The sequence below is a fragment of the Thalassobacillus sp. B23F22_16 genome (assembly GCF_043496955.1).
GTDB lineage: Bacteria > Bacillota > Bacilli > Bacillales > Halobacillaceae > Thalassobacillus > Thalassobacillus devorans_A.
In genome coordinates, this window is the sequence record NZ_JBIEKD010000003.1 from 181293 (window position 1) to 206342 (window position 25050).

General features: G+C 41.6%; 21 protein-coding genes. 4 read left to right on the forward strand and 17 right to left on the reverse strand.

Going from position 1 to position 25050, the window contains the following annotated elements:
- Positions 1-10: 10 nt before the first annotated feature.
- From buk to ACGTNI_RS04770, 4 genes are all read right to left on the reverse strand, one after another.
- The gene (gene buk / locus ACGTNI_RS04755) at positions 11-1099 is read right to left on the reverse strand and encodes a butyrate kinase (protein WP_394460375.1); all 1089 of its coding nucleotides are present in this window, start codon (positions 1097-1099) and stop codon (positions 11-13) included.
- 30 nt (positions 1100-1129) lie between these two features.
- The gene (gene bcd, locus ACGTNI_RS04760; protein ID WP_085508793.1) at positions 1130-2224 is read right to left on the reverse strand and encodes a branched-chain amino acid dehydrogenase; all 1095 of its coding nucleotides are present in this window, start codon (positions 2222-2224) and stop codon (positions 1130-1132) included.
- A 12-nt stretch (positions 2225-2236) separates the two neighbouring features.
- Positions 2237-3142: a phosphate butyryltransferase gene (gene yqiS, locus ACGTNI_RS04765; RefSeq protein WP_394460377.1), complete on the reverse strand. Its 906-nt coding sequence runs from the start codon at positions 3140-3142 to the stop codon at positions 2237-2239.
- Between the two features lie 108 nt (positions 3143-3250).
- The gene (locus ACGTNI_RS04770) at positions 3251-5320 is read right to left on the reverse strand and encodes a sigma 54-interacting transcriptional regulator (RefSeq protein WP_394460379.1); all 2070 of its coding nucleotides are present in this window, start codon (positions 5318-5320) and stop codon (positions 3251-3253) included.
- A 158-nt stretch (positions 5321-5478) separates the two neighbouring features.
- On the opposite strand from ACGTNI_RS04770, the gene ACGTNI_RS04775 reads away from it, so the two are divergent.
- The 3 genes from ACGTNI_RS04775 to ACGTNI_RS04785 all read left to right on the forward strand — a co-directional run bounded on the left by ACGTNI_RS04775 (position 5479) and on the right by ACGTNI_RS04785 (position 9117).
- Positions 5479-5703, forward strand: a complete 225-nt coding sequence (locus ACGTNI_RS04775) for a DUF2627 domain-containing protein (RefSeq protein ID WP_062446592.1) — start codon at positions 5479-5481, stop codon at positions 5701-5703.
- Positions 5704-6439: 736 nt separating this feature from the next.
- Positions 6440-8350 (forward strand): DUF294 nucleotidyltransferase-like domain-containing protein, encoded by a 1911-nt coding sequence (locus ACGTNI_RS04780; RefSeq protein ID WP_085508796.1) that lies wholly within the window; start codon positions 6440-6442, stop codon positions 8348-8350.
- Positions 8350-9117: a 3'-5' exonuclease gene (locus ACGTNI_RS04785; RefSeq protein ID WP_085508797.1), complete on the forward strand. Its 768-nt coding sequence runs from the start codon at positions 8350-8352 to the stop codon at positions 9115-9117. Before ACGTNI_RS04780 ends, ACGTNI_RS04785 begins: the two co-directional genes overlap by 1 nt.
- Positions 9118-9160: 43 nt before the next feature.
- Here ACGTNI_RS04785 and ACGTNI_RS04790 read toward each other — a convergent pair whose 3' ends face one another.
- The 13 genes from ACGTNI_RS04790 to nusB form a co-directional block, all read right to left on the reverse strand.
- Entirely contained in the window at positions 9161-10507 is a 1347-nt protein-coding gene (locus tag ACGTNI_RS04790; protein ID WP_085508798.1) for an aspartate kinase, read from the reverse strand.
- 281 nt (positions 10508-10788) lie between these two features.
- Positions 10789-11568 (reverse strand): sporulation transcription factor Spo0A, encoded by a 780-nt coding sequence (gene spo0A / locus ACGTNI_RS04795; RefSeq protein WP_085508818.1) that lies wholly within the window; start codon positions 11566-11568, stop codon positions 10789-10791.
- 293 nt (positions 11569-11861) lie between these two features.
- Complete coding sequence (gene spoIVB, locus ACGTNI_RS04800) at positions 11862-13154, reverse strand: SpoIVB peptidase (RefSeq protein ID WP_394460383.1); 1293 nt, start codon at positions 13152-13154, stop codon at positions 11862-11864.
- A gap of 160 nt (positions 13155-13314) precedes the next feature.
- The gene (gene recN / locus ACGTNI_RS04805) at positions 13315-15057 is read right to left on the reverse strand and encodes a DNA repair protein RecN (protein ID WP_394460385.1); all 1743 of its coding nucleotides are present in this window, start codon (positions 15055-15057) and stop codon (positions 13315-13317) included.
- A gap of 67 nt (positions 15058-15124) precedes the next feature.
- Positions 15125-15574, reverse strand: a complete 450-nt coding sequence (gene ahrC / locus ACGTNI_RS04810) for a transcriptional regulator AhrC/ArgR (protein ID WP_062447998.1) — start codon at positions 15572-15574, stop codon at positions 15125-15127.
- Between the two features lie 160 nt (positions 15575-15734).
- Positions 15735-16559 carry a TlyA family RNA methyltransferase gene (locus ACGTNI_RS04815; RefSeq protein ID WP_394460387.1) on the reverse strand — a complete coding sequence of 275 codons (825 nt, stop codon included), beginning with the start codon at positions 16557-16559 and terminating at the stop codon, positions 15735-15737.
- A gap of 4 nt (positions 16560-16563) precedes the next feature.
- A complete protein-coding gene (gene dxs, locus ACGTNI_RS04820) occupies positions 16564-18456 on the reverse strand; it encodes a 1-deoxy-D-xylulose-5-phosphate synthase (RefSeq protein ID WP_085508821.1) in 1893 nt (630 codons plus the stop codon).
- 19 nt (positions 18457-18475) lie between these two features.
- Positions 18476-19075: a hypothetical protein gene (locus ACGTNI_RS04825; protein ID WP_085508822.1), complete on the reverse strand. Its 600-nt coding sequence runs from the start codon at positions 19073-19075 to the stop codon at positions 18476-18478.
- A 699-nt stretch (positions 19076-19774) separates the two neighbouring features.
- On the reverse strand, positions 19775-20659 hold the full coding sequence (locus ACGTNI_RS04830; protein WP_394460390.1) for a polyprenyl synthetase family protein: 885 nt from the start codon (positions 20657-20659) through the stop codon (positions 19775-19777).
- A complete protein-coding gene (locus tag ACGTNI_RS04835) occupies positions 20659-20895 on the reverse strand; it encodes an exodeoxyribonuclease VII small subunit (protein ID WP_394460392.1) in 237 nt (78 codons plus the stop codon). Before ACGTNI_RS04835 ends, ACGTNI_RS04830 begins: the two co-directional genes overlap by 1 nt.
- Positions 20888-22237 carry an exodeoxyribonuclease VII large subunit gene (gene xseA, locus ACGTNI_RS04840; RefSeq protein ID WP_394460394.1) on the reverse strand — a complete coding sequence of 450 codons (1350 nt, stop codon included), beginning with the start codon at positions 22235-22237 and terminating at the stop codon, positions 20888-20890. Before xseA ends, ACGTNI_RS04835 begins: the two co-directional genes overlap by 8 nt.
- A gap of 14 nt (positions 22238-22251) precedes the next feature.
- Complete coding sequence (folD, locus tag ACGTNI_RS04845) at positions 22252-23106, reverse strand: bifunctional methylenetetrahydrofolate dehydrogenase/methenyltetrahydrofolate cyclohydrolase FolD (RefSeq protein WP_394460396.1); 855 nt, start codon at positions 23104-23106, stop codon at positions 22252-22254.
- Between the two features lie 20 nt (positions 23107-23126).
- A complete protein-coding gene (gene nusB / locus ACGTNI_RS04850) occupies positions 23127-23507 on the reverse strand; it encodes a transcription antitermination factor NusB (RefSeq protein ID WP_394460398.1) in 381 nt (126 codons plus the stop codon).
- Positions 23508-24089: 582 nt separating this feature from the next.
- Between nusB and ACGTNI_RS04855 the strand changes: the two genes are divergently transcribed.
- The coding region (locus ACGTNI_RS04855; protein WP_394460400.1) for an IS110 family RNA-guided transposase at positions 24090-25050 on the forward strand (961 nt) is incomplete at its 3' end.

Sequence of the window (25050 nt, forward strand, 5' to 3'; positions counted from 1 at the left end):
ACTCTCCTTTCTATTCTGTGAAATTTGGATACTGTTTTGGCAGCTCTTCCTGACGAAGCACACGTAATGTGCCGGCATTCAGAGCTTCCAGCTCATTCTCGCCAGGATAAACCAGGATATCAGCAATCCACTTGACTCTTTCAGATATTTGCTCAACAAAGCCTTTTCCGTACGCCAGACCCCCAGTCAGAACAATAGCATCGACTTTTCCTTCCAATACCGTGCTCATTGACCCAATTTCTTTTGCTATTTGATAAGCCATCGCGTCATAAATCAATGCTGCTTTTTTATCGCCGTGTTCCAAACGCTTTTCTATTTCTACCGCGTCGTTGCTATCTAAATAGGCCATTAATCCGCCTTTTCCGACTAGCTTCTTCATAATTTCATCCCGGTAATACTGTCCAGAAAAACACATGGCAACGAGATCACCAGCGGGTACCGTCCCTGCACGTTCCGGAGAAAAAGGACCGTCGCCATGCAAACCGTTGTTCACATCGACAACCCTGCCATTTTTGTGTGCCCCTACTGTAATACCGCCACCCATATGGGTCACAATCAGGCGGGATTCTTTATAAGTTTGCCTCAAGTCACTTGCTGCTCTTCTAGCTACGGCTTTTTGGTTCAATGCATGGAAGATGCTTTTTCTTGGAATTTCAGGAACCCCTGAAACCCTTGCAATCTCCTGTAGTTCATCGACGACTACCGGGTCCACAATAAAAGCTGGTATGTTAAGCCCTTGCGCAATTTCATTCGCAATGATGCCACCTAAATTAGAGGCGTGCTCGCCATTATAGCCGGCTTTTAAGTCCTCAAGCATTGCATCATTGACTTCATACGTACCACCTTCAATAGGTCGTAACAAACCGCCACGACCACACACGGCACTCAATTTACTGATATTAATTCCTTCTTTATCCAGTTCATCTAATATCACTTGTTTCCGAAACTCAAATTGCTCAATGATTCTCGAAAAACCCGCCACCTCTTCAGTCTTGTGGCGGATTGTCTTTTCAAAAATACAAGTTTCTTCCTCAAAGACTCCGATTTTTGTAGATGTCGAACCTGGATTAATAACAAGTATTCTGTAAGCTTGCTGCACTGCCTTAAACCTCCGATCAACCTTCGCTGTTTATCTTCTGCTGAGAATATGGTGTCCATTTTGCAAAAACTGGCTTCTTGAATGACGCATGCGCTGAATACGTTCTTCAGCCATTTTGTCAGCAGCTGCATATGTCGGAATATTGTCCCGCTTGGATATTTCGAACACTTTGGATACATTATCGTAAATTGTTTCTACCCGCTTCATCGCCCGCTCTTTATTATAACCATTCAACTCGTCGGCAACATTAATTACCCCTCCGGCATTGATGACGTAATCAGGCGTATAAACGATTCCTTTTTCATGGAGGATATCACCATGTGATGTATCTTTCAGCTGGTTGTTAGCCGCTCCAGCGATAACTTTAGCCTTCAATTGTGGAATTGTATCATCATTGATTGTTGCACCCAGGGCACATGGCGCATAAATATCACAGTCAACGCCATATATTTCATCAGGATCAACCGCTTTGGCGCCAAAGTTCTCGACAGCCTGTTGAACGGCATCTTTGTTGATATCCGTTACGATTAAACTTGCGCCTTCTTCATGAAGATGGCGGCAAAGGTTGTAAGCGACGTTTCCGACGCCCTGTACTGCTACTGTTTTTCCCTCTAGTGAATCTGTTCCAAATCCCTCTTTGGCAGCAGCTTTCATTCCGCGATATACACCATAAGCCGTCACAGGCGAAGGATTTCCTGAAGAACCAAATGCCGGAGAAATACCGGTCACATAATCTGTTTCTTCATGAATTAAATCCATGTCCTGCACTGTAGTCCCTACATCTTCAGCCGTAATATAACGGCCATTAAGTCCCTGAATATACCGTCCAAACGCACGGAACATTTCTTCGTTCTTATCTTTTTTAGGATCTCCGATAATAACAGTCTTACCGCCACCAAGGTTCAAGCCTGCAGCTGCATTTTTATAGGTCATACCTTTGGCAAGACGAAGGGCATCTTCAATAGCCGCATCTTCGGAATCATACGTCCACATTCTGGTCCCACCTAATGCTGGGCCTAACGTTGTATCATGAATAGCAATGATCGCTTTCAAACCAGAAGTTTCGTCCTGACAAAATACCAATTGCTCATAGTCATATTCTTTCATATAAGTGAAAATTTCCATCTCGTATTCCTCCTAATGTGTATCAGATGATAGTAAAGCAAGTGCGAGTGAATATATTTTACTCTCTGCTGAATCAGCACGAGAGGTGAGAACGATTGGTGCTGCAGCTCCGCTTATAATTCCGGCAACTTTCGCATTGGCAAAATACATAAAAGATTTATACAACGCATTAGCTGTTTCAATAGCTGGAGCTACCAGTACATCTGCTTTTCCAGCAACAGGGGAGATGATCCCCTTCTGCTCGGCTGCTTCTATACTAACGGCATTGTCAAACGCAAGCGGTCCATCCACCTGGCAATTTTTTAGCTGGCCCCTTTTTGCCATCTGGGTAAGCAGTGCCCCATCCGTTGTTGCAGTCATGGAAGGATTCACTACCTCAACCGCAGCCAGGACTGCTACTTTCGGTTGTTCAATCCCTAAACTCCTTGCCACTGAAACTGTATTTTCAATGATTTGTGCCTTTTCTTCCAAAGAAGGGGCAATGTTCATGGCAGAATCCGTCAGGAATATCAACCTATCCTTATTCGGTATTTCAAACAGGGCTACGTGGGATAATACATTCCCTGTACGGAGCCCATATTCTTTGTGAAGTACCGCCTTCAATATTTCTTTCGTAGAAAGGTTACCTTTCATAACTACTTGTGCCCGGCCTGTTTTTACTGCTTTCACTGCAACAGCTGCCGCCTCTTCCTGGTTGGAGTCCAAGACTTCGATTGAGGGGTGATTTAAACTTAGTCCAATCTCGCCCGCAAGCTTCTCGACTTCTTTATGTTCCCCAACCAGCAAAAAACGACAGAGATTGTTTTCTATAGCTTTGTTGACAGCTTTCAGTACTTCCCGATCTGCCGCTTGAGCTACGGCAACAGTTTTGAAAGCGTTGTTATCCAATTGTTTGAGTAATGTTTCTAAAGTACGCAAACTCTCACCTCTTCACTATTAACATGCAAATATCATGCCAAATCTCCAACCAATGAAAACGCTTCCCGGTTTGTCTTTTACCTATGCAAAGATTATCGTATATGCAATTTATTGCATGCTATTTTTGTCTAAATTGTATTTATCAAGTTTATAATAAAGATTTCTAATCGATATTCCCAGCGCCTTTGCTGTCTGTGTTTTATTATAATTGTGTGCCTGATAAGCTTCAGCCAACAATTTTCGCTCGTATGCGTCCACAGCCACCTGCAATGTTTCTCCCAGCCATACTTGTCCGGCATCTTTTTGCCCCTCTCTTTCTGGAGCCGTATGCTTTAAAGGCGGGATATGAGAAAGTTGAATGACTTCATCATAGTTCTCCATATAAATCATTGCTCTTCCGATAATATTTTCAAGTTCCCTTACATTCCCCGGCCAGTTATAACCTTTAAGCTTTTCTAATGCATCGTCATCCAGCCTCTTAACGTTGCGCCCATAATTTTCGTTCAATTTCTGTATCAAATACTCAATTAATAACGGGATATCTTCAATTCTCTCCCTTAATGGAGGTATATAAATAGGCAGTCGATTAAGTCGGTAGTAGAGGTCTTCCCGAAAGCTCTTGTTCATGATCGCTTTCTCTAAATTGACATGCGTGGCTGCTATGATTCGCACATCCACCGGAACTGGCTTAGTTCCGCCAACCCGTACGATTTCTTTTTCCTGCAGCACACGGAGTAATTTTGCCTGCATTTGAAGTGATAGCTCTCCGATTTCATCCAAAAAAATACTGCCATTATGCGCTTCTTCAAATAAACCTTTTTTACCGCCTCGTTTGGCGCCCGAGAAGGCACCTTCTTCGTAACCGAATAACTCGCTTTCCAATAGCGACTCTGCAATAGCTGCACAATTGACCCGGATAAACTTATTATGCCTTCTGCCGCTCTCATTATGGATGGCGTGAGCAAAAAGTTCTTTTCCTGTACCAGATTCTCCTCTTAAAAGAACCGTGGCAGGCGTTTTCGCTCCCACCTTCGCTTGTTCTAATGCGAGCGTCATTTCTTGCGAAGTGCCAATAATGTCATCAAAGGTATATTTCGCTTCCAGCTTCCTGATAATCTGCCTTGCCCGTTTCAGCTCACTGGTCAATGACTTAATTTCAGTCACGTCATGCAGGACACCGACACTCCCCTTCAGCTTTCCATCCACGATTACCGGCGCAACATTGACAATGACATCCTTTTTGGCAGGACCGACTTTCATCCTCACACCTCGAACAGGTCTCCTTGTCTGAAGTACCTTCATGTGCATACTCTCGCCTTCATAAATATCCACGGTTGCCGGCTTTCCTACAATATCTTTTTCCGTAAGCCCCGTAATTCTGGTGTAGGCAGGATTAATCATCAATCCCTTCCCATCTTCATCAACGACCGTGATTGCCTCATCGGAAGATTGGATAATCGCTTCCAACATCGTTTTTACTTCCTTGAGATCAGTTATTTCTTCTGCAAGATCCACCACTTCGGTAATATCTTTAAAAACAGCAAAGGCACCCATCACTTCACCAGCACTATTTATAATAGGAATTCTAGTGGTAATCACCTTTTTGCCATTTTCCAGTATGAGCTTCTGGTTAACCTCTTTCCGGCGCGTTTTCATGATTTGAGGAAGTCTGGTGGATGTTATGATCTCATCCACTTTCCGCTTAAGTGCATCTTTTTTATCCATCCCTAAAATCTTCGCAGCACTACGGTTCATGAACGTCACGTTTTCCTGTTCATCTATCACAATCATTCCATCATGAATACTGTTTAATATCAGTTCCTGATTAATTGTTTGCGTTTTCAATTCAGTCAATAACGTTTCTTTTTCTTCTAAAAGTTCAGCGGTGATATAGGCTACCGCCCCTGGGATCACTACCGTTTTCCCTTTTCTTCTGGAAAGGATAGCTTCAAATGTCTTCTCATCCCCAGTGGCTTCGATGACTATATCAATGTCTTTATGTATCCATTGCTTCCAGTCCGAACCCGTCTGGATGTCGAGTTCGGCAGCCAGACGCAAACCATCCGCCTGATTATTAATATCTACAATAGCGACAATCTCCATTCGATTAGTCGCTTTCAGCAACTTTAATAACGCAGTTCCGCCTTTTCCCGCTCCTACGATTAGTACTCGTTTCACTGTACCACTTCCTGCAATTTTTTGCGTACTTTCATCATAATCTAACCTGCATTTATTAGCAAGATAAAAATGTTTTCAGAAAAAAGCTTGTTTGCTATACTAAAAAGCAGTGAAAGGTTTTGCAATAAATTATTGATAGTAAAGGGAGATAAAGCACAATGCGATTGATAGCTTTATTAATTATGCTGATTCCGGGTATTATTGCTACATTAGGAATTAAACTAATCCGGGACACGTTATTTGGTATTATGCATCCGATCTTTTTTCATATTTCTATCCAATTCATATTTGGAGTTTTATTTATATTAGGCGGTATAGGATTTATAGCCGGATTTATTCGTCACCGGGATAGTAAGAGGAAAAATACGAATGGGAAATTTTAAAAAAGGGCTAAAGAGCTCTTTTTTTATTGGTTAAAACCAACATTGCATTTCTCCAGTAAAGCTCCCTTTTCTTGAAGACTCAGTTTCGAGATAAATTGTTTCCGTTACGATAGTAACGGTTAGGAGGTCCGGGAAATTACTCGCTTTCCATGGGCGTACGGTGAGCTTCCTCGGGCTTCGCCTTGCGGGATCTCACCGCTCATGTCCATCCCACTGGAGTCTCGCAATTTCCCGGACCTCCTTGCGTTTATGAGAGATACGGAAACATCGGTATATCGTTCTTCAAACCAAGAGTGAGCTATGCATGAAATGTGAGCTTAAAACCGCGTCTTTATTCAATTATCCATTAAAAGTAGAAGACATCTGCAATATAACAGGGGTTCTTTTCTCCCATCCTTCGGATGGGGTGGCAGGGAAACTGCGAGACTCCCGCGGGAGAAGGGACTAGGCAAGACCCCACAGGGAGTGAAAACGACCGAGGAGGCTTGCCGGTTCCCCCGCAGGAAAGCGAGTAGTTTCCCGGACATCCCTGACGCTATTATGGTAAAGAACCCTCACTATCTTGAAACTGAGTCTTCCACAATTCGGCCCTATTGTGGAATAAGGCTATTATGAATAATCAACAAAAACAGTTAGCGAAACCTCGGGGAGAATTCCTTTAAACGGCTTGGGAAGCATTCGTTATACTTAATTTGCTATACTAAGACTACTAAGAATATCACGAAGGAGTTTTTAGATGGAAAGTTACCAGGATATGTTCAAAGAGCAGTATCCCTTCAACTTGTTAACACCTGAAGAATTCAATGAAATTTTCGGTGATGCTTCCATGAATGAATATAATAAAAATGAATTCATTATCCATGAAGATCAAGAAGAAGATACAATAGAGGTGCAATTTATATTATCAGGACTTGCCAAGAATATTATGCACCGTTCGAATGGTCAGCAGTTGTCCGTCAACTTTTTTTATCCCGGAGACCTGGTAGGTGTCATGATGATGCTGACAAGCGGGGAGATGAAATTTTCTGTACAGGCACTTGAAGCGACCAAGACACTACGTTTTGATAAATCGAAATTCTTTGATGTCATGTCCACCAATACACACTTCTCAAAAGTAGTCGTCGATGAAATCAGCAACATGATGAAATCGCTCTATAATGAGATTAAATATAAAAGTTCTACATCTGATGAAAATGATGAGAAAGAATTGTTTAAAAAGCGTGCCGATACCTTTATGGAGCCGCCCACTTTCATTCATCCAGAAAAAACGGTGGAACAAGCAGCCAGGATTATCCAGGAAGAAAAGGTAGAAGCCTTGATCGTAAGTGAAGACCGTCAGACTATGCTCGGTATGATTGGTTATTCAGAAATTTTAAAGGCTTATTTTGAAAATGGACATACCAGGCCGGTAAAAGCATATGCGACCGAAGAATCGTTCGCCATTGCCTCTCAGTCCTTTATATATGATGCATTAAGTTACTTGAAGCATCACCCTACGGAGCTTATCCCGGTCCTGCACCGGGATACCATTGCAGGGGTGTTGAGGCAGTCCTCTTTCTTTACGATTCAAAACTCTGTATATTTCGATTTGACTTACAGGATTTCAAATGCCACTAGTGTAGAAGAGCTAAAATTATTATCTCCCAGCAATAATCAACGCTTCCAACAATTTGTGGCCAGTCTTGTCGGTGAGAACATGTATGCCTATGACATCACAGAATTAATATCCAATTATAATGAACGTATCCACAAACAAATTATTCAGATTGCTGAGGAAGAGATGGTAAAAGAAGGGTATGGCGCTCCTCCAATCAACTATTGTTTTATAGTGATGGGGAGTCTGGGGAGAAAAGAACAAGCTTTCAGTACAGACCAGGACAATGGTCTGATACTGGCAGATTATAAACACCTGCATGCCGCCGAAAAAATCGAAAACTATTTTAAACGATTGGGCGAAAAGATTAATCACATGCTTCATTATTGTGGCTTTCCATTATGCACCGGAGGAATTATGGCAAAAGAAGAAAAATGGAGGAAATCTACAGAGGAATGGTATAACAGCATAAATGAATGGATCGAAAAAATGGATGGAGAGGAAATAAGGGATTTTACTATCTTTGTCGATTTTCGGCCGGTATTCGGTGACTATTCCCTCGCCTATGAACTTCGGGAATATGTCGTGAAAAGAATCCAACGTTCCTTAAATCTTCATCAGTTATTAATGAAGGATACCTTACGATTCAGAGTACCGATTCAGCCATTCGGCAGGATCACCGGCATAGGCAAAAAAAGAGGGTTAAATTTAAAGAAATCTGCGATAATGCAGATTGTCAATGCTATCCGAATTTATTCTATCAAGTACGGGATTGATGAAATTAATACGGTAAAAAGGCTGACAGCACTCACCGAACAGGAACGATTCCACCCTAGAGATGCCGAAAATGCTAAATTAGCTTTCCATCGCCTGCTTACCTTCCGATTACAGGAAAATTTGCGGCAGTTAGACGAGAACCTGCCGTTAACCAATGAGTTAAACCTGGCCCGTCTCAAAAAAGATGAAAAAAGGCTGCTTCGTGACGCCTTGATTATAGCTAAACGTCTGCAACAAGTACTGGAATTAAGTTATAACAGGAATCGGGTGGTTTAATGCTTCCTATTGACCTGCAAATACTTAAATATCTGTTCTTTGAAAAAGCAATTTATTCCTATAAAATCCGCCCATACCGGAGGCAGGATGCTTATCATACGTTATATCGGAAACTAGAGAATTACCAGCCTCCAGGCGAATTACTTCAACAGCCGCTGGATCAAGCAACTTATACAATTTTCGATTTAGAAACCACCGGCTTTCTTCCGGAGATAGGTCATGAGATTATATCGATCGGTGCCATCCAAATCGAAGGTCTGCAATCTTGTCATATAAAAAAATTCCATCAAATTATAAGGCCGATTCGCCCTGTACGCAGGCATACATTGGACTTGACCGGACTGACGCGCACTCAATTAAAGAATGGAACGTCTTTCATTGAAGGGTTTGACCGTTTTTTATCGTTCAGTGATAATTCTATTTTAGTTGCCCACCCTGCAAAGTTTGATATGCGTTTTCTGCGTGCAATGTTAAAACGCTGGAAGCTTCCTGACTTTAATCCTCCTGTGATCGATTCCCAATTAGTTGCCCAATGGCTGCTTCCTGAAATACGTCACCAGCTGGATCCCTTATTAAGATACTTTGATATTGAACAGATGGAACGTCACCATGCATTGAATGATGCGATTATGACTGCAGAGTTGTTTGAGCAATTATTAAAAGGGGCTATAGAATCAGGTGCAAAGGATTATTATTATTTACAAAAACAATTGGACTCCCTTGAGCCATCCAAAAAGAAGGGTTCCTTACTATTAAGTTCAAGCTGATCAGAAAAAAAGCAGCCAGGGTTCCTGGCTGCTTTTTTAACCTTTATTCAAAAAATTCTTTATATAAATATTGAACAACACGTTCCATACCTTCTTCATAGACGCCAAACATCATGGATACTTCTGATGACCCTTGGTTGATCATTTCGATATTAACATCCGCTTCACGGAAAGCACGGGTAGCCTGACTTGCCAGACCTATAGTATTATTCATCCCTTCTCCAACAAGCATGACCATTGCCATATTCCGCTCGATGTTCACCATATCTACATTCAACTCATTTTTAATTCGTGCAATGACTTGTTCTTCCTTGTCTATAGGCAACTGGTCTTCACGTAAAATGACAGACATATCATCAATTCCAGACGGAGCGTGTTCAAAAGAAATTCCTTCATCTTCTAAAATTTGCAGTAATCGACGACCAAACCCTATTTCCCTGTTCATTAAATATTTACTTACATAAAGTGTCAGGAATCCTTTATCACTGGCTATCCCTGTAACACGTCCATAACCAGCTTCGTTTTCTGAAACAATCATGGTCCCTGGCGCTTGGGGATTATTTGTGTTCTTAATACACACTGGAATCTTTGCTTTAAACGCGGGAATTAAAGCTTCATCATGAAAAACAGAAAAGCCTGCATAGGAAAGTTCACGCATTTCCTTATAAGTCAAGGAAGTAATTTGTTTAGGGTTAGAAACAATCGTTGGATTTACACAATAGACCGAATCTACATCCGTGAAGTTTTCATATAAATCAGCTTTTACTCCTGCGGCTACAATAGAGCCGGTAATATCAGAACCTCCCCGTGGAAAAGTCACCAATCTGCCAGCTTTGCTGTACCCGAAAAATCCCGGAATGACAAGAATACCATCACGTTCCCGAAGTTTATACAGTTGTTCCAGGCTTTCATCCAGCACCTGCGCCTGACCTGGTTCATCACTCACAATAATGCCGGCATCTTTTGGATTCACATAGGAAGCTTCTACATCTTTTGATTGTAAATACGCGCTGAGGATTTGTGCAGAACCATCCTCTCCACAGGACTTGAGGGCATCTAAGGTCCATTCTGCAGATTCATGTGTTTGGATGATATATTCGATGTTCTTTTGAATCGTTTCAGTCAAATCCTCCGAGAGCTCCAATTCCTGGATGATTTCACGGAAACGATCCATGACTGCAGATAAAGCTGCATCATGATTTTCCTTGCCTATTACCTTACCAGCAAGTTCAATCAGTAAATCAGTCATTTTGACATCATCACTGAACCTTTTACCAGGTGCAGATACTACCACCACTTTTCTTTCTGTATCATCTAACATAATATTTGCAACTTTTCTTAGTTGGGCTGCATTTGCTACAGAGCTTCCCCCAAATTTTACTACTTTCATTATTACATCTCCCTGCTACTTTGATAAAGTGATTAATAATTTAAAATTGTAACATAGATATACTTGGTTCTCCATTATTTGTAGGGAGAATTCTGATTTTTTATAAAATATCATAATAATTCCTTTGCGAAGTTACAGACACGCCTACACAATAACCTTAACTACCCTATATGGAAAAATTGACTTTTATGAAAATCCGGAGTGAATGAAAAAAGCTTCCCACACTCTCTTTATGAAGAGTGGGAAGCTTTATCTTATTTAAGCAAACGTATTTACCATAATTAACTTGCTTTATGTTCCAGACGCAGGCGGTCGGCTACCATCGCAATGAATTCGGAGTTCGTAGGTTTTGCTTTAGTATTTGAAATGGTATAACCAAATAAAGAAGAAATAGATTCCACATTACCTCTGTTCCATGCTACTTCAATGGCATGGCGAATGGCACGTTCTACCCGGGATGCAGTTGTCTGATATTTTTTTGCGATGTCCGGATACAATACTTTAGTGATCGATCCCAACAGTTCGATATCATTATACACCATTGAGATTGCTTCACGTAAATACATGTAGCCTTTAATATGAGCAGGTACTCCAATCTCATGGATAATATGAGTAATGCTTGTATTAAGGTCAGGCTTCTGGCCAGCTTTAGCGCTTGTTCCAATTGCTTTACTGATTGGATCATTAGAACCATGGATCTGACGGATCTGATCCGTCAGGGAATCAAGGTCAAATGGCTTCAGCATGAAATATGAAGCGCCTAAATCCACCGCTTTTTTCGTTACTTCTTCTTGACCAAAAGCAGTGAGCATGATTACACTAGGTTTTTTCTTTAATTCCAACTGCTTCATTTGGCTCAAAACAGCTAGTCCATCCATATGCGGCATAATAATATCCAGTACCAGTACATCAGGCGTCGTTTCTTTCAGCATCTCAAGACATTCTTTTCCATTATATGAAGTGCCGACTACTTCAACATCCTTAATGTCTTCAAAATAGTCCTCCAGCAACTTGATCAACTCACGATTATCGTCTGCCAAACCAATTTTGATTTTTTCCATTTTACTTAATTCCTCCTTGTAATTTCCGCCTGTGCTTCCAAGTAATGTATTCGACAATCGTGCAGATAATCCTTTTAATTTAGTGAGAAAAATTTATTTATTTTTAAAATGCTTCTATTTACTCTTATTTTCTTTAGTTTTCGATTATATTCTACAATTAGTGCATAAGTGAATCCTGGTTTTGTCGAAAAATCTTTACTGTTAACATAATAACATAAATTTTCCAAAAGAGGAATATGTTTTTATGCAATGACCCAGTTGCTTAATATAAAAAAGCCGTAGTAACTACGGCTTTAACTGGCTTGATCTTTATAAATATCTATACCTGCTTCTTGCAGCATCCATTCAATATGGACACCATAACCTGATGTCGGGTCATTGACAAATACATGCGTAACTGCCCCTATAATTTTTCCATTTTGTATAATTGGGCTTCCACTCATCCCCTGAACGATCCCACCTGTTTCCTTCAGTAATTCCGGGTCAGTTATTTTAACAACCATCCCTTTTGTAGCAGGTTGCTTTTGTGGAACTGTACTAACTACCTCCACATCGAACTCCTGTACTTCTTCACCTTTAACGACTGTCAAAATCTTAGCAGGGCCTTCCTTTACTTCATGTGACAATGCAATCGGAAGAGGCTGATCATTGACACCGTTAGTTATGCTATCATCCAATTTACCAAATATACCAAATGGGCTGTTTTTGGTGATTTCTCCGATACGATTTCTCTCAGCGGAAAACTCTGCCCTTTTTTCACCTGGTACACCTTCACTCCCTTTTTGAATGGAAGTAACATTAGATCTTACAATGGTACCATCATGAATTTCGATAGGCTTTTGCGTATCCATATCGGAAATGACGTGTCCTAGTGCTCCATATTTTTTAGAAGCAGGGTCATAAAATGTCATGGTTCCAATTCCTGCTGCTGAATCGCGGATATAAAGACCAATACGATATTTCTGGTCTTTTACGTCATAAGTGGGTGTAAGATTGGTATCAAACACTTCCTCCCCACGTTTCACGGTCAATTTCAGGTCTTTATCATCTTCACCTGCTGTTTTTACTAATGGAGCCATGTCAGCCATTTCTTCTAACTCTTCACCGTTGACCTTCAATAAAATGTCGCCGACTTGTATTCCTGCTTTTTCTCCTGGCGATACCTGTTCAGAGTCTGTCTTGACTTGATGGTGCCCTACAACTAACACTCCTTTAGTATGCAGTTTAACACCAATCGATTGTCCTCCAGGTATAACTTTGAAGTCATCAAGATAGTCCACATTGATCTTTTTCAAGGGGAATCCTGCAACATTGTAGAAAAATTCGTCGGACGAAGTGATCTCATCACTTGATTGAAGAGAGTGAAGCGAAGAACCTTCAGCCTCATCGATTTCTTTTATAGCTGGCACACTGGAGATGCCTTGTTCTTGAAAGGTGGTCCATTCTGTGGGAATGGATAAATATTGTTGTACAGGGCTTAGAAACGGTAATACAATCATGGTGAGCAAAAGGATTAATCCAGCTGCTTTTCTCATCTGTTGCTTATATTTCAAATGTTCCAACTCCTCGCCTCTAACCCACACCATCGCAATCGAATGGTTTACTTTTAATGTGGTCTAAGGAGGAGCATTTTAAACACACACAACCTCAGAAAAAAGAGGGAACTATTCCTGAAACAAATCTGTTGCTAATCAATGGATAAAAAGTTTAAATCCTCCCATAATAAAGGACAACATTACACTGGATTCAGTGTGTTGTTGAGTGATCTCCCACCTTATATCTGGCTGCTAATTCCAATAATTCTTTGGCATGTTCTTTTGTAGTTTCAGTTAGTTCAGCGCCAGTAATCATTCTGCTGATTTCCTCCACTTTTTCCTTTTCCTCCAGTTCATGGACAGATGTGGCAGTACGTTCTCCAGTAACATGCTTTTCAATTTGTAAATGTGTATCAGCCATGGACGCCACTTGAGGAAGATGAGATATACAAAGCACCTGGGAACCTTCAGCGATTCCATATATTTTTTCCGCTATCGCTTGAGCAACCCTGCCGCTGACTCCTGTATCAACTTCATCAAAAATGACACTAGTCACGCCCTGATGTTTGGAGAATATTTTCTTTAATGCCAGCATTACCCGTGATAACTCCCCGCCTGAGGCTACTTTATGGATCTCCTTCAATGGTTCACCAGGATTGGTGGTAATTAAAAATTTCACTATATCAAACCCATTAGGCAGTAGTTTGACATTCTTCCCCTCAAAAAGAGGATCTTCCTGCTGGCCTTTCTTCGTTTGAATATCAACAGCGAAAGCAGCCTTATCAAGATAAAGCCCTTTTAATTCCTGCTGGATAGCAATAGCAAGTTCTTTTGATGCTTTCATCCTGATATCCTGAAGATGCTTAGCTTCTAACGCTGCATCCTGGCCAACATCTTTAATATCGCTTTCCAGTTTGGTCAAATGAGAGTCCTTGTTCTTAATTTCACCCATCTCTTCTTCTATGCGGGAACTGTATTCGAGAATCTCCTCAACGCTTTCTCCATATTTTTTCTTTAAGCGATTAATTTCATTCAAGCGACTTTCGATGACATCGAGCCGTTCTGGATCAAATTCCAATTGTTCAAGCTGAGAACTGAGCTGGAATGTCATTTCTTCCATTAAATAATAATGATTAGACATTTCTTCGGTCATTTTTTTTATCTGTTCATCATAATCCTGGGCGCCCTCCAACGCGTTAAGAGCATGAGACACCCAGTCCAAGCCTTTTTGTTCCCCATAAAGAGCCTGGTACGCTCCATGAATGCCTGCGTATATTTTTTCATAATTGACCAGCCGGTTACGTTCTTCTGTCAGTAAAATATCCTCATTTGGCTGTAGCTCTGCAGCTTGAAGTTCATTCCATTGGAATTCTAATAAATCAAGCCGTTGCGCCATTTCCTGTTCATTGTCATTTAACTCTCTGTATCGCCTCTGCAAGCTTTGAAATTTATCATACAACTTCCTATATTCTTGTTTTGCAGGACTAATTTCTTTATGGGCGTACAAATCGAGGAGTTCGATGTGTCGCTCCGCGTCCATCAAAGATTGTGTTTCATGCTGACTGTGAATGTCAATCAGCGTTTTACCGAATTCACGAAGTATAGCTAACGTAACCAGTTTTCCATTGATGCGGCAAATGCTCTTTCCCTGAGAAGTAATGGTGCGGTGCAGTACCACCATGCCATCTTCTTCGATTTCTACCCCGAATTCTTCACCTTTATCATAGACAGGATGGTACCCTTCAATTGAAAATAAACCTTCAATCTCAGCCTTCTTACTGCCATGCCGTACAAACTCCACCGAACCACGACCACCAGCCAGTAACTGAATCGCATCGATGATAATCGACTTACCTGCACCGGTTTCTCCCGTCAATACAGTCAATCCATCCCTGAAATTCACAGAAATTTGATCAATGATTGCAAAATCACGAATTGAAAGTTCCATTAACATTGTAGAGCCACCTCAGTTTCCCCATTTCAAAGATATTTAAGAATGTCCAGGTTATGGTTTCTTCTACTTACAGCATTTCTAATAATTGATCAGAAATCAACCGGGTCTGTTCTTCACTTCTGCAGATAATCAAGCAAGTATCATCCCCACATATCGTTCCCATGATTTCTTCCCAGTCCAGATTATCAATCAAAGCGCCGACAGCGTTGGCGTTACCAGGCAATGTTTTTAAAATAATAAAATGACCAGCCCGGTCAATACTCACAAAAGCATCCATCATGAGACGACGAAGTTTCTCTAAAGGATTGAAGCGTTGGTCTGCTGGAAGACTGTATTTATAGCGACCATCGATCATTGGTACTTTGACAAGGTGCAATTCTTTAATATCCCTTGAAACTGTAGCCTGTGTAACATTGTATCCCAGACTTTTTAAACGATCGACAAGTTCATCCTGTGTTTCAATATCATTATTAGTAATCAATTCACGTATTTTTATATGTCGTTGACCTTTATTCACGTTAGTTTCCTCCAATCTGAGTCACTCGAATCTATATTTGACAAGCTTGGATGAACACCAAGTCCTGATAGCAATTAGCATCCATTATATCTTTTAACCAATTCAAGGTTTTTAAGGCGTAAAAAAGGAGGGCTACACACCAAGGCAGCCCTCCCCATTACTACGCATGCTTCCGATGTGTCTCATGTGCTTCTTTCACAATATTACTTATTTCGACATCGGAGCTGCGATTACCTTCCTTATTGGATTTCCAACGAAAATGCGCTAAAAACTCAATGTTCCCGTCTCCACCTGTAATAGGAGAGAATGAAAGGTTCGCAACCGTGTAACCCTGCTCTTCAGCAAAATCAAGAATCCTCTTGACCACTTCTTCATGGACCTTTGCATCGCGGACAATCCCTTTTTTCCCTACTTGTTCTCTTCCGGCTTCAAACTGCGGTTTTATCAATGCCACGATATCACTTTCATCTTTCAACAGGTCTTTCAACACTGGCAAAATTAAACGAAGTGAAATGAAGGACACATCAATAGAAGCAAAGTCAGGAAGCCCGTGTTCTAAGTCCTCTGGGGTTACATAACGGAAATTGGTGCGTTCCATAACATATACACGCGGGTCGCTTCTTAGTTTCCAATCAAGCTGATTGTATCCGACATCAATGGCATAACTGTTCTTCACACCATTTTGCAGCGCACAATCCGTAAACCCCCCTGTAGAAGAACCTATATCAATCATAATTTTATCTTTTAAATCTAAATCAAACTGCTTAATAGCCTTTTCAAGTTTCAATCCACCACGGCTGACATAGGGGATCAGCTTTCCTTTTACATGTAATGGAATATCATCTTCCACTTTCATCCCCGGCTTATCCAGGCGAGCATTTTCCGAATACACAAGCCCTGCCATTATGGTTCGTTTTGCTTTTTCTCTTGTTTCTATTATGCCTCTTTCGACGAGTAATATATCCAGACGTAGTTTCTTTGCCATATGTTCAAGCCCTTTTTTGTTTACTTGGTGTCATTTCTTTTAAATTTGAAACGGCAGCTTCTTTAGTAAGGTCAATTTCTTTCAGTAATTCCGGTACTTTTCCATGTTCAATGAAACGATCAGGAATCCCCATACGTTTAATCACTTGATTTCTATATAAGTTTTCTTCAGCAAATTCAAGAATGCTTGAACCGAAACCACCTTGTAACACGGCCTCTTCGATTGTAAGAATTGGCAGGTCTGCCTGCATAATGTCATGCAGCATTGCCTCATCCAAAGGCTTGATGAACCTTGCATTTACAACCCTTACTGAAATCCCTTGCTTTTTTAGTTCTTCGCTTGCTTCTAAAGCCAGTTCAATCGTTGTCCCGAAAGTAAGAATGACGGCATCTGAGCCTTCCTGGAGTACTTCCCAGCTCCCAATATCAATCAATTTATGTTCCGGATCTACCTGAACGCCTTTCGCATTACCTCTCGGGTAACGGATTCCAATTGGCCCGTCTTCATGCTTCATTGCTGTATGAACCATATGCTGAGCTTCGTTCTCATCCTTAGGCATCATTAAGGTCATATTTGGCAGACTTCTTAGAAAAGCTATATCGAATACACCCTGATGTGTTTCGCCATCTGCTCCTACAAGTCCAGCCCGGTCGATACCGAATACAACATTGAGTTTTTGCCGGCATACATCGTGCACCACCTGGTCATAAGCACGTTGTAAGAAAGTAGAATAAATCGCCAGGAACGGCTTCATACCCTGTGTAGCCAACCCTGCCGCCACTGTGGTTGCATGCTGCTCTGCAATTCCAACATCAAATAAGCGATCAGGAAATTCTTCACCGAATTTTTCTAATTTAGAGCCCAGGATCATCGCTGGTGTAATAGCAACTATACGTTCATCGCCTCTTGCCTCACGACGAAGTGCTTCTGTTATGACAGAACTCCATGCAGGCGGGGCGGCGTCAGGTTTGATTTTCTCTCCAGAATCGATTTTATACGGCCCGACCCCATGCCATTTGTCTGTTTGGTCAGACTCTGCCGGATGGTAACCTTTCCCCTTTTGTGTCATAACATGTACGATTACTGGTCCTTCTGTTTTCTTGGCATAATTAAGGTTTTCTAACAAATCGTTAAAATCATGACCATCCACTGGACCATAATACGTAAATCCAAGTTCTTCGAAAAACATACCAGGCACAACAAAATACTTCATACTATCTTTAAGACGTTCGGCAGCCTGGGCAAGCCTTCCACCGACAGCAGGAATTTTTTTAAGTAACCATTCCAGGTCATCTTTTGCCCGGTTGTACTTCCCTGCACTTCTCATTCGTCCTAAAGCGTTATGAAGCGCTCCGACATTTTTGGCAATGGACATTTCATTATCATTGAGAATCACTGTGATGTTCTTTTTTTCATGTCCAATATGATTCAATGCTTCAAGAGCCATTCCACCCGTTAATGCACCGTCCCCGATGATTGGCAGAATAGCATGTTTTTCATCTCTTACATCCCTGGCAATCGCCATTCCCATTGCTGCTGAGAGGGAGGTGGAACTATGACCCGTTTCCCATAGGTCGTGCTCGCTTTCACACCGTTTTGGGAAACCGCATAATCCTTGATATTGCCTTAATGTATCAAACTGACCTGCACGGCCTGTCAATATTTTGTGAATGTAGGATTGATGACCAACATCAAAAATAAACCGGTCTTTGGGACTCTCGTAAACCTTGTGAAGTGCTAGTGTCAATTCCACAACGCCTAGGTTGGCTCCAAGATGACCGCCTGTTTTTGAAAGGTTTTCAATTAAAAAAGTTCTGATGTTTGAGGCTAGCTGTTTCAAGTCTTCGTTGGATAGATCCCTGACAAACGAAGGATCTTGAATTTTTTTTAGATCCATAAATGGACCTCCTATCTTATTAACGTGTTTTTCTGGAAGCCTCGGCTGGTTTCGATACGATATTTATTTTCAATTTATTTTCAATCCATGCGATCACTCTTGCCGCAAAAAAAATAATTTTCGTAGAAGAATGAATAGCTAAAAACTTGCCGATAGCTTTACCGCCGACAGTCAGTGCTGCAACTATACTAGTCATGATAACAGAAATAGTTATTTGCAATGTGGATCCTTCCGAATGCCCAAAGGAATTGGCCAGCTGGATAACCACAATAGCAGAGGCTGTCCCACTAACGATACCGGAAATATCCCCTATAACGTCATTACAGAAGCTTGCGAACCGGTCGGCATTTCGGACTATGAGAATAGCTTGTTTGGCTCCCGGCACTTTTTCTGCAGCCATTGCATGGAATGGCGGTTCTGAGGCAGCAGTTGCTGCAATTCCTAACATATCAAATATAACACCAATCAGCACTATAATGAAAACGATAACTAACCCTATATACCAGAATACACCGCTCAGCACCGAAGAAGAAATCACTGAAAAAATAGCCGCTAACACAAATGTGATAACGGCGATACTTATACTGAATCTTAATGATTTTTTTAATTGATTATCCATTTATACCCTCTATCAGTTTGGTAATAATTTTATGTAAGGAAAGGAATGGTCACCCAATAGGTAAAAATTGCAGCTTAGGTCCAGTAGGTTTTCCCATCCAGGTACCGAATGTCACCATTCTGGCGGTTCCCCATTAAACCCGGATCGACTTCGTCTCCGAAAGTCGGACTGGATTACCACTTAGTCCGCACTATAATTCCTATTGTGTGTCTTGCCAAACAGTCTAGGAGATTTCCTCAACAGCCTTCGACCGTTCCTTAGCCTCTTTTGCAGGCTTGATTTCATATGGCGAAAAGGCTGCATAAAATGGTGGCCATCCATTTTTATGCATCTTTAATTCCATAATCCCCTCAAGCCCACTCAAGGCAGGCTACGCTGCTCATACAGAATTCCTCCATATAAAGCAGGTTCATACCCCATTCCATCGTGGCTTCCGGCTAAGAAACCACCACAGATATGGGCCTCCGCGGAAGCGGGGTCAACGCCCACATGCCTTTGTGGATCGCCCCACTACCTTAACTCCCAGCATCGACCCAAGGCTGGGCGCCTCAAGCCAACACAAGGAACTTCATCGATATGCCCTTTGGCGGATTTTTAGGCCCGCCTTCAGGAACGGAGGGCTGACTAGAATACTGCACCATCCCTTATGTAATTAATAATATACCATAAACGTCAGACTTCCTCAATTAAACAATACTATTAATGATCCCTGTCGCTAAGGTGATCAATCAAGGTAAACAGCATCGTATTTCCCACCTCAGCCTTTCTCAGCGAATTTTTTGCCCGATTCACATAGATATTTTTAGTTTTGAGGGAACCTTCTATTCCAAGTATACCTGGATAAGTACTTTTGTTATTAATAGTATCGCTGCCCACAGGTTTACCCAGTTTAGCTGCGTTACCACTAACATCTAGGATATCATCCTGGATTTGAAAAATAATTCCTAACAAGTCAGCGGTCTCTACGAGCGATTGGTGCTGCCTTTCATTTGCCCCTCCAATGTATGCCCCGGACATTAAAGCGAAACTGATCAGCCTTCCAGTTTTCAAGTGATGAATCTTTTCCAGGCTTTCCAGTGGAATTTCTTTGCCCTCGCTTTCCATATCCATTAATTGACCTGCCACCATTCCAAGGGCACCGCTTGCGATCGAAAGCTTTTTCACCAGGTGTACCTTCTGTTTATCAGATAGACCTTCCGCTTCCATGATCGCTTGGAAACTTAAAGTTAATAAAGCATCTCCGGCAAGGATAGCTGTCGCTTCATCGAACTTTTTGTGATTGGTCGGCTGTCCCCGCCGTAAATCATCATCATCCATAGCTGGCAGGTCATCATGGATCAAAGAATACGTATGAATCATTTCCAGGGCCGCCGCTACGGGGAGAACATCCTTTTTCTTACCGCCAAAGGCTTCACAGGAAGCCATCATCAGAATAGGACGCAGCCGTTTACCCCCGGCCCGGATAGAGTATAGCATGGAGGTTTTTAAGCTGGGCAGGATTGGTTTATTGGTAATATAATCTTCCAGATAATCATTGATGAGAGCCTGGTGTTTTTCTAAATATAAAGAAAGTGACTGATCCACTATTCTTCCTCCTGCACCGAAAACGGTTCGAATTCGCCATGTTCATTCATGATCTGCTGCATTTGCTGTTCCACGCGATTCAATTTTTCACTGCATGTTTTCGAAAGTTTCATTCCTTCTTGGTAATAATTGATTGCCTTCTCCAAAGGGACATCGCCTTCTTCAAGTTTTTCTACTAGAGACTCCAGTTGCTCAATCGCTTCTTCAAAGCTCAGCTCTTTTTGGTTTTCACTCATGTTCATCCTCCTCTATCCCCCAGACCTGACAGTCCAAACTTCCATTTTGAAGTTTTAATTGGATGGCTTCTCCAGGCTGAACCGATTCTACTCCCCTGATTACATTTCCGTTTTCATTGAAAGGAATAGCATACCCTCTTTTCATTATTTCCAGCGGATTCAAAAGGGTCATTTTTTCCAGTAAATTATTAAACTGTTTTTGTTTTTCATTCAATTGTATACCTATTTCCCGGTTTAAACGCTGACTCAATTGTTCGAGCCGTTCCTCCGTTTGTTTTACTTGTCGTTCAGGGTGATGCTGTTGCAGCCTGGTATTCATATGCTTTAAAGTATCTAGTTTTTGCTTTTGATGTGCTTCCATACGCTTGTTCAATGAATCAATCAACCGGTCAAGTTGTTGTTCTTTTTGACGCGTCAGTTGTGCCGGGTATTTAAAAGCATAAGATCGTTTAAGGCGGTCCAGACGCTTCGATGCTGCCGTGTGTTCATTTAACAAAGCACGCTGAAGACGCTGATTCAATACCATGATTCTTTGATTTAGCTCCACTTGTGATGGAACCGCTAATTCCGCTGCACCGGTGGGCGTAGCTGCACGAATATCTGCTACAAAATCACTGATGGTATAATCCGTTTCATGTCCTACAGCTGAAATGACAGGGATATGAGATTCTGCAATTGCACGAGCAACCGCTTCCTCATTAAAACTCCATAAATCTTCAATCGATCCACCGCCCCTGCCGACAATCAAGACATCGAATGCCCCTATACGGTTAGCATATTCAATAGCTTTGACGATTGAATCTTTCGCTCTTTCTCCTTGCACTAACACTGGCAATACGGATCGTTTCACCACCGGATATCTTCGCTTTATGGTGGTTAGAATATCCCGGATGGCGGCTCCTGTAGGAGAGGTGATAATGCCGATATGCTTCGGATAGACAGGCAGCTTCTTTTTAAAGGCTGGCTCAAACAGTCCTTCTTTTTCAAGCTTTTCTTTCAATTGTTCAAAAGCGAGATACAATGCTCCTATTCCATCAGGTTCCATTTCGTGGATATATAACTGATATTGGCCCATCGGTTCATACACTCCGAATTCTCCTCTAACGAGGACATTCATCCCATTTTCTGGCGTGAACTTCAGAAATCGATTATTCCCCGCAAACATCACAGCCTGTATTCTCGCTTTATCATCCTTTAAGGAAAGGTACATATGCCCCCTGCTATGATGTTTGAAGTTTGAAATTTCTCCGCGGAGCCATACTTCCTTCAAATGAGGATCTGATGAAAATTTACGCTTGATATATTTTGTAAGAGCTGTAACTGTTAAATAGCGATCGTCCACGTGAAAAGCTCCTTTTATATGACATTATAAATTTTTTTGGCAGCTTTAATCGTGTTATGTAATAACATGGTAATTGTCATCGGCCCAACACCTTTTGGTACTGGAGTAAGATAGGATGCAATCGGCTCAACTGAATTAAAGTCGACGTCACCTACTAGTTTTCCATCCACCCGGTTGACACCTACATCAATAACGACCGCACCTTCTTTAATATGCTCCCCAGTAACAAGCCCAGCTTTTCCTGCCGCAACAATAACAATATCCGCTTGTCTTGTATGAAAACCCAGATCAGGAGTTTTAGAATGGCAATAGGTAACGGTTGCGTGTTCGTTCAATAGCAGTTGACCTACGGGTTTACCGACGAGGTTACTGCGCCCAACCACTACTACATGCTTTCCTTTTATGTCAATTTCCGCCTTTTTCAACATCATTAATATCCCATATGGGGTACAAGGATAAAAAGTATCCTGCCCTGTCATCATTCTTCCGACATTTATCGGATGAAAGCCATCAACATCTTTTTCGGGATCTATCGCTTCAATCACTTTCTGTTCCGATATATGTGCTGGTAACGGAAGTTGAACGAGAATGCCATGTACAGATTCCTTGGCATTTTGCTCTGCTATCAAATCTAATAACTCTTGTTCAGAAGTTGTTTCAGGCATTTCAATCAAGTTGGATTCCATGCCGACCTTTTCCGAAGCCTTTTGCTTTCCTCTTACATAGGAAAGTGATGCTGGATCTTCCCCGAGAATGATGACGGTCAAGCCTGGTATAATATTTTTTGTTTTTAACTCTGCTACTTCCTGCTTCATTTCTTCTCGAAGCTCTGCTGCCAGTTCTTTTCCATATATGATATTTGCACCCACACGAAACAACCCCTCTACATTTATTTGGTCATTTTAGATAATACACCGTTGACGAACTTTCCGGATTTCTCGTCTCCGAAGACTTTCGCCAATTCAACTGCTTCATTGATAGCTACCTGCTCAGGCACGTCTTCCACAAAATCGATTTCATAAACTGCCATTCGTAACAAGGTTTTTTCCACCAGTGGAAGACGCTTTATTGTCCAATTTTCCAGGTGATTTGAAATTTTTTCGTCTAATGCTTGCTTTTGAGCAAAAACACCATGGATTAATTGCTCCATAAATGCATCACTTTTTGTTTCTTCTAATACATGTTCGATTGCCTCTTCCATATCGATATCATTGACGTCCACTTGAAATAATACTTGAAAAGCTTTCTCGCGAGCTAGGTGTCGTTTCATGTTTTAATCTCCTTTAAATCCTCTTTAACGTTATATCCGTATGCATGATAACATTTTATCACTCGAAAAGCTATATTAAACCCACACCTGGCCTGCATTCAGAAGAATCATTTTTAATGAATCCCTTTTCATCTCGCCATATTGAATCTTGGGGACAATAACGTAGTTATTATTTCATAAGATGCTTATTCAACTAAAGGGCCGAATTGTGGAAGACTCAGTTTCAAGATAGTGAGGGTTCTTTACCATAATAGCGTCAGGGATGTCCGGGAAACTACTCGCTTTCCAGCTTCATCGCCTAGACACTCGCGACATAAGCAGTCCATCAACGGGAAGAAAGACCACTTCCCTTTTGCTGTTCTGCTTATGCGTGTCGTGTCTCCCAAGGCGATTACGCATTCATTTCTTTCCTGTGGGGGAACTGGCGAGCTTCCTCGGGCTGTCGCCCTGTGGGGTCTTGCCTAGTCCCTTCTCCCGCGGGAGATTCCTGTGGGATTCAGTAGAAGGATCCTTGAATGAAAAAAAGCCCTCCGTTATGATGCATTTGTACCCAAATACAAACATCAAAAGGAGGACTTCCCCTTGAATTCTAATAGGAATGCTAAAATAAATCAAATCTCTGGAGAATCCTTAGTGATCGGTATCGATATCGCTAAAAAAACCCATTATGCATGCGCGGTCGATGATCGCGGACGGGAACTCCAACGTCCCGTTGGATTTACTCAGAGTAGGGCTGGCTTCGAAGGGTTTCACAAACAGATAAAGGAATGGCTGCACCAACATGGAAAAAGTAAGGTTATCATCGGGTTTGAACCCACAGGTCATTACTGGATGAACCTGGCTGCTTTCCTCCTTGAAGAGGACATCTCTTTTGTGGTCGTCAATCCTGCGCATGTGAAACAATCGAAAGAGTTTGATGATAATCTTCAAACAAAAAACGATAAAAAGGACGCAAGATTGATTGCGAAACTCATGATTGGTGGTAATTTCAGCTATCCCAGAATTCCAGAAGGTATAGAAGCTGAACTGAAAAACGGCTCCATAACGCGGTGGAAACTGAAAGACAAACAAGCGATGTTGAAAAACCAAATGACGGGGTTGATCGACCAGTACTTTCCTGAATTTAAAACCGTCATCAAAGGGTTTGGTCAATTGGCTTGCGCCATTTTGAAATACACGCCTTTTCCTGAGGATCTACTAAACCAGGAGGTAGAGGAACTGGCACTGATGTATAAAGAAAAAGCGGGTATATCCTCTCCTTCGAAAAGTAAGATTCGAGAGATGAAACGGGCAGCTGAAAACTCCATTGGTATTTCGACAGGCAAAGAGGTGGCACGCTTTGAAATCGCCGCACTTGTCGATCAGTTTCTTCTAATCGAACGTCAACTGACAGAACTCAATCATCACTTAGAAGATTTAGTCACCCAGCTGGATGAATACGAATACCTGATATCGATTCCCGGCATTGGAAAGCATACGATCATTGATTTGATTGCGGAAACGGGTTCACTTAAGCAGTACACACATTCACGCCAACTCATTA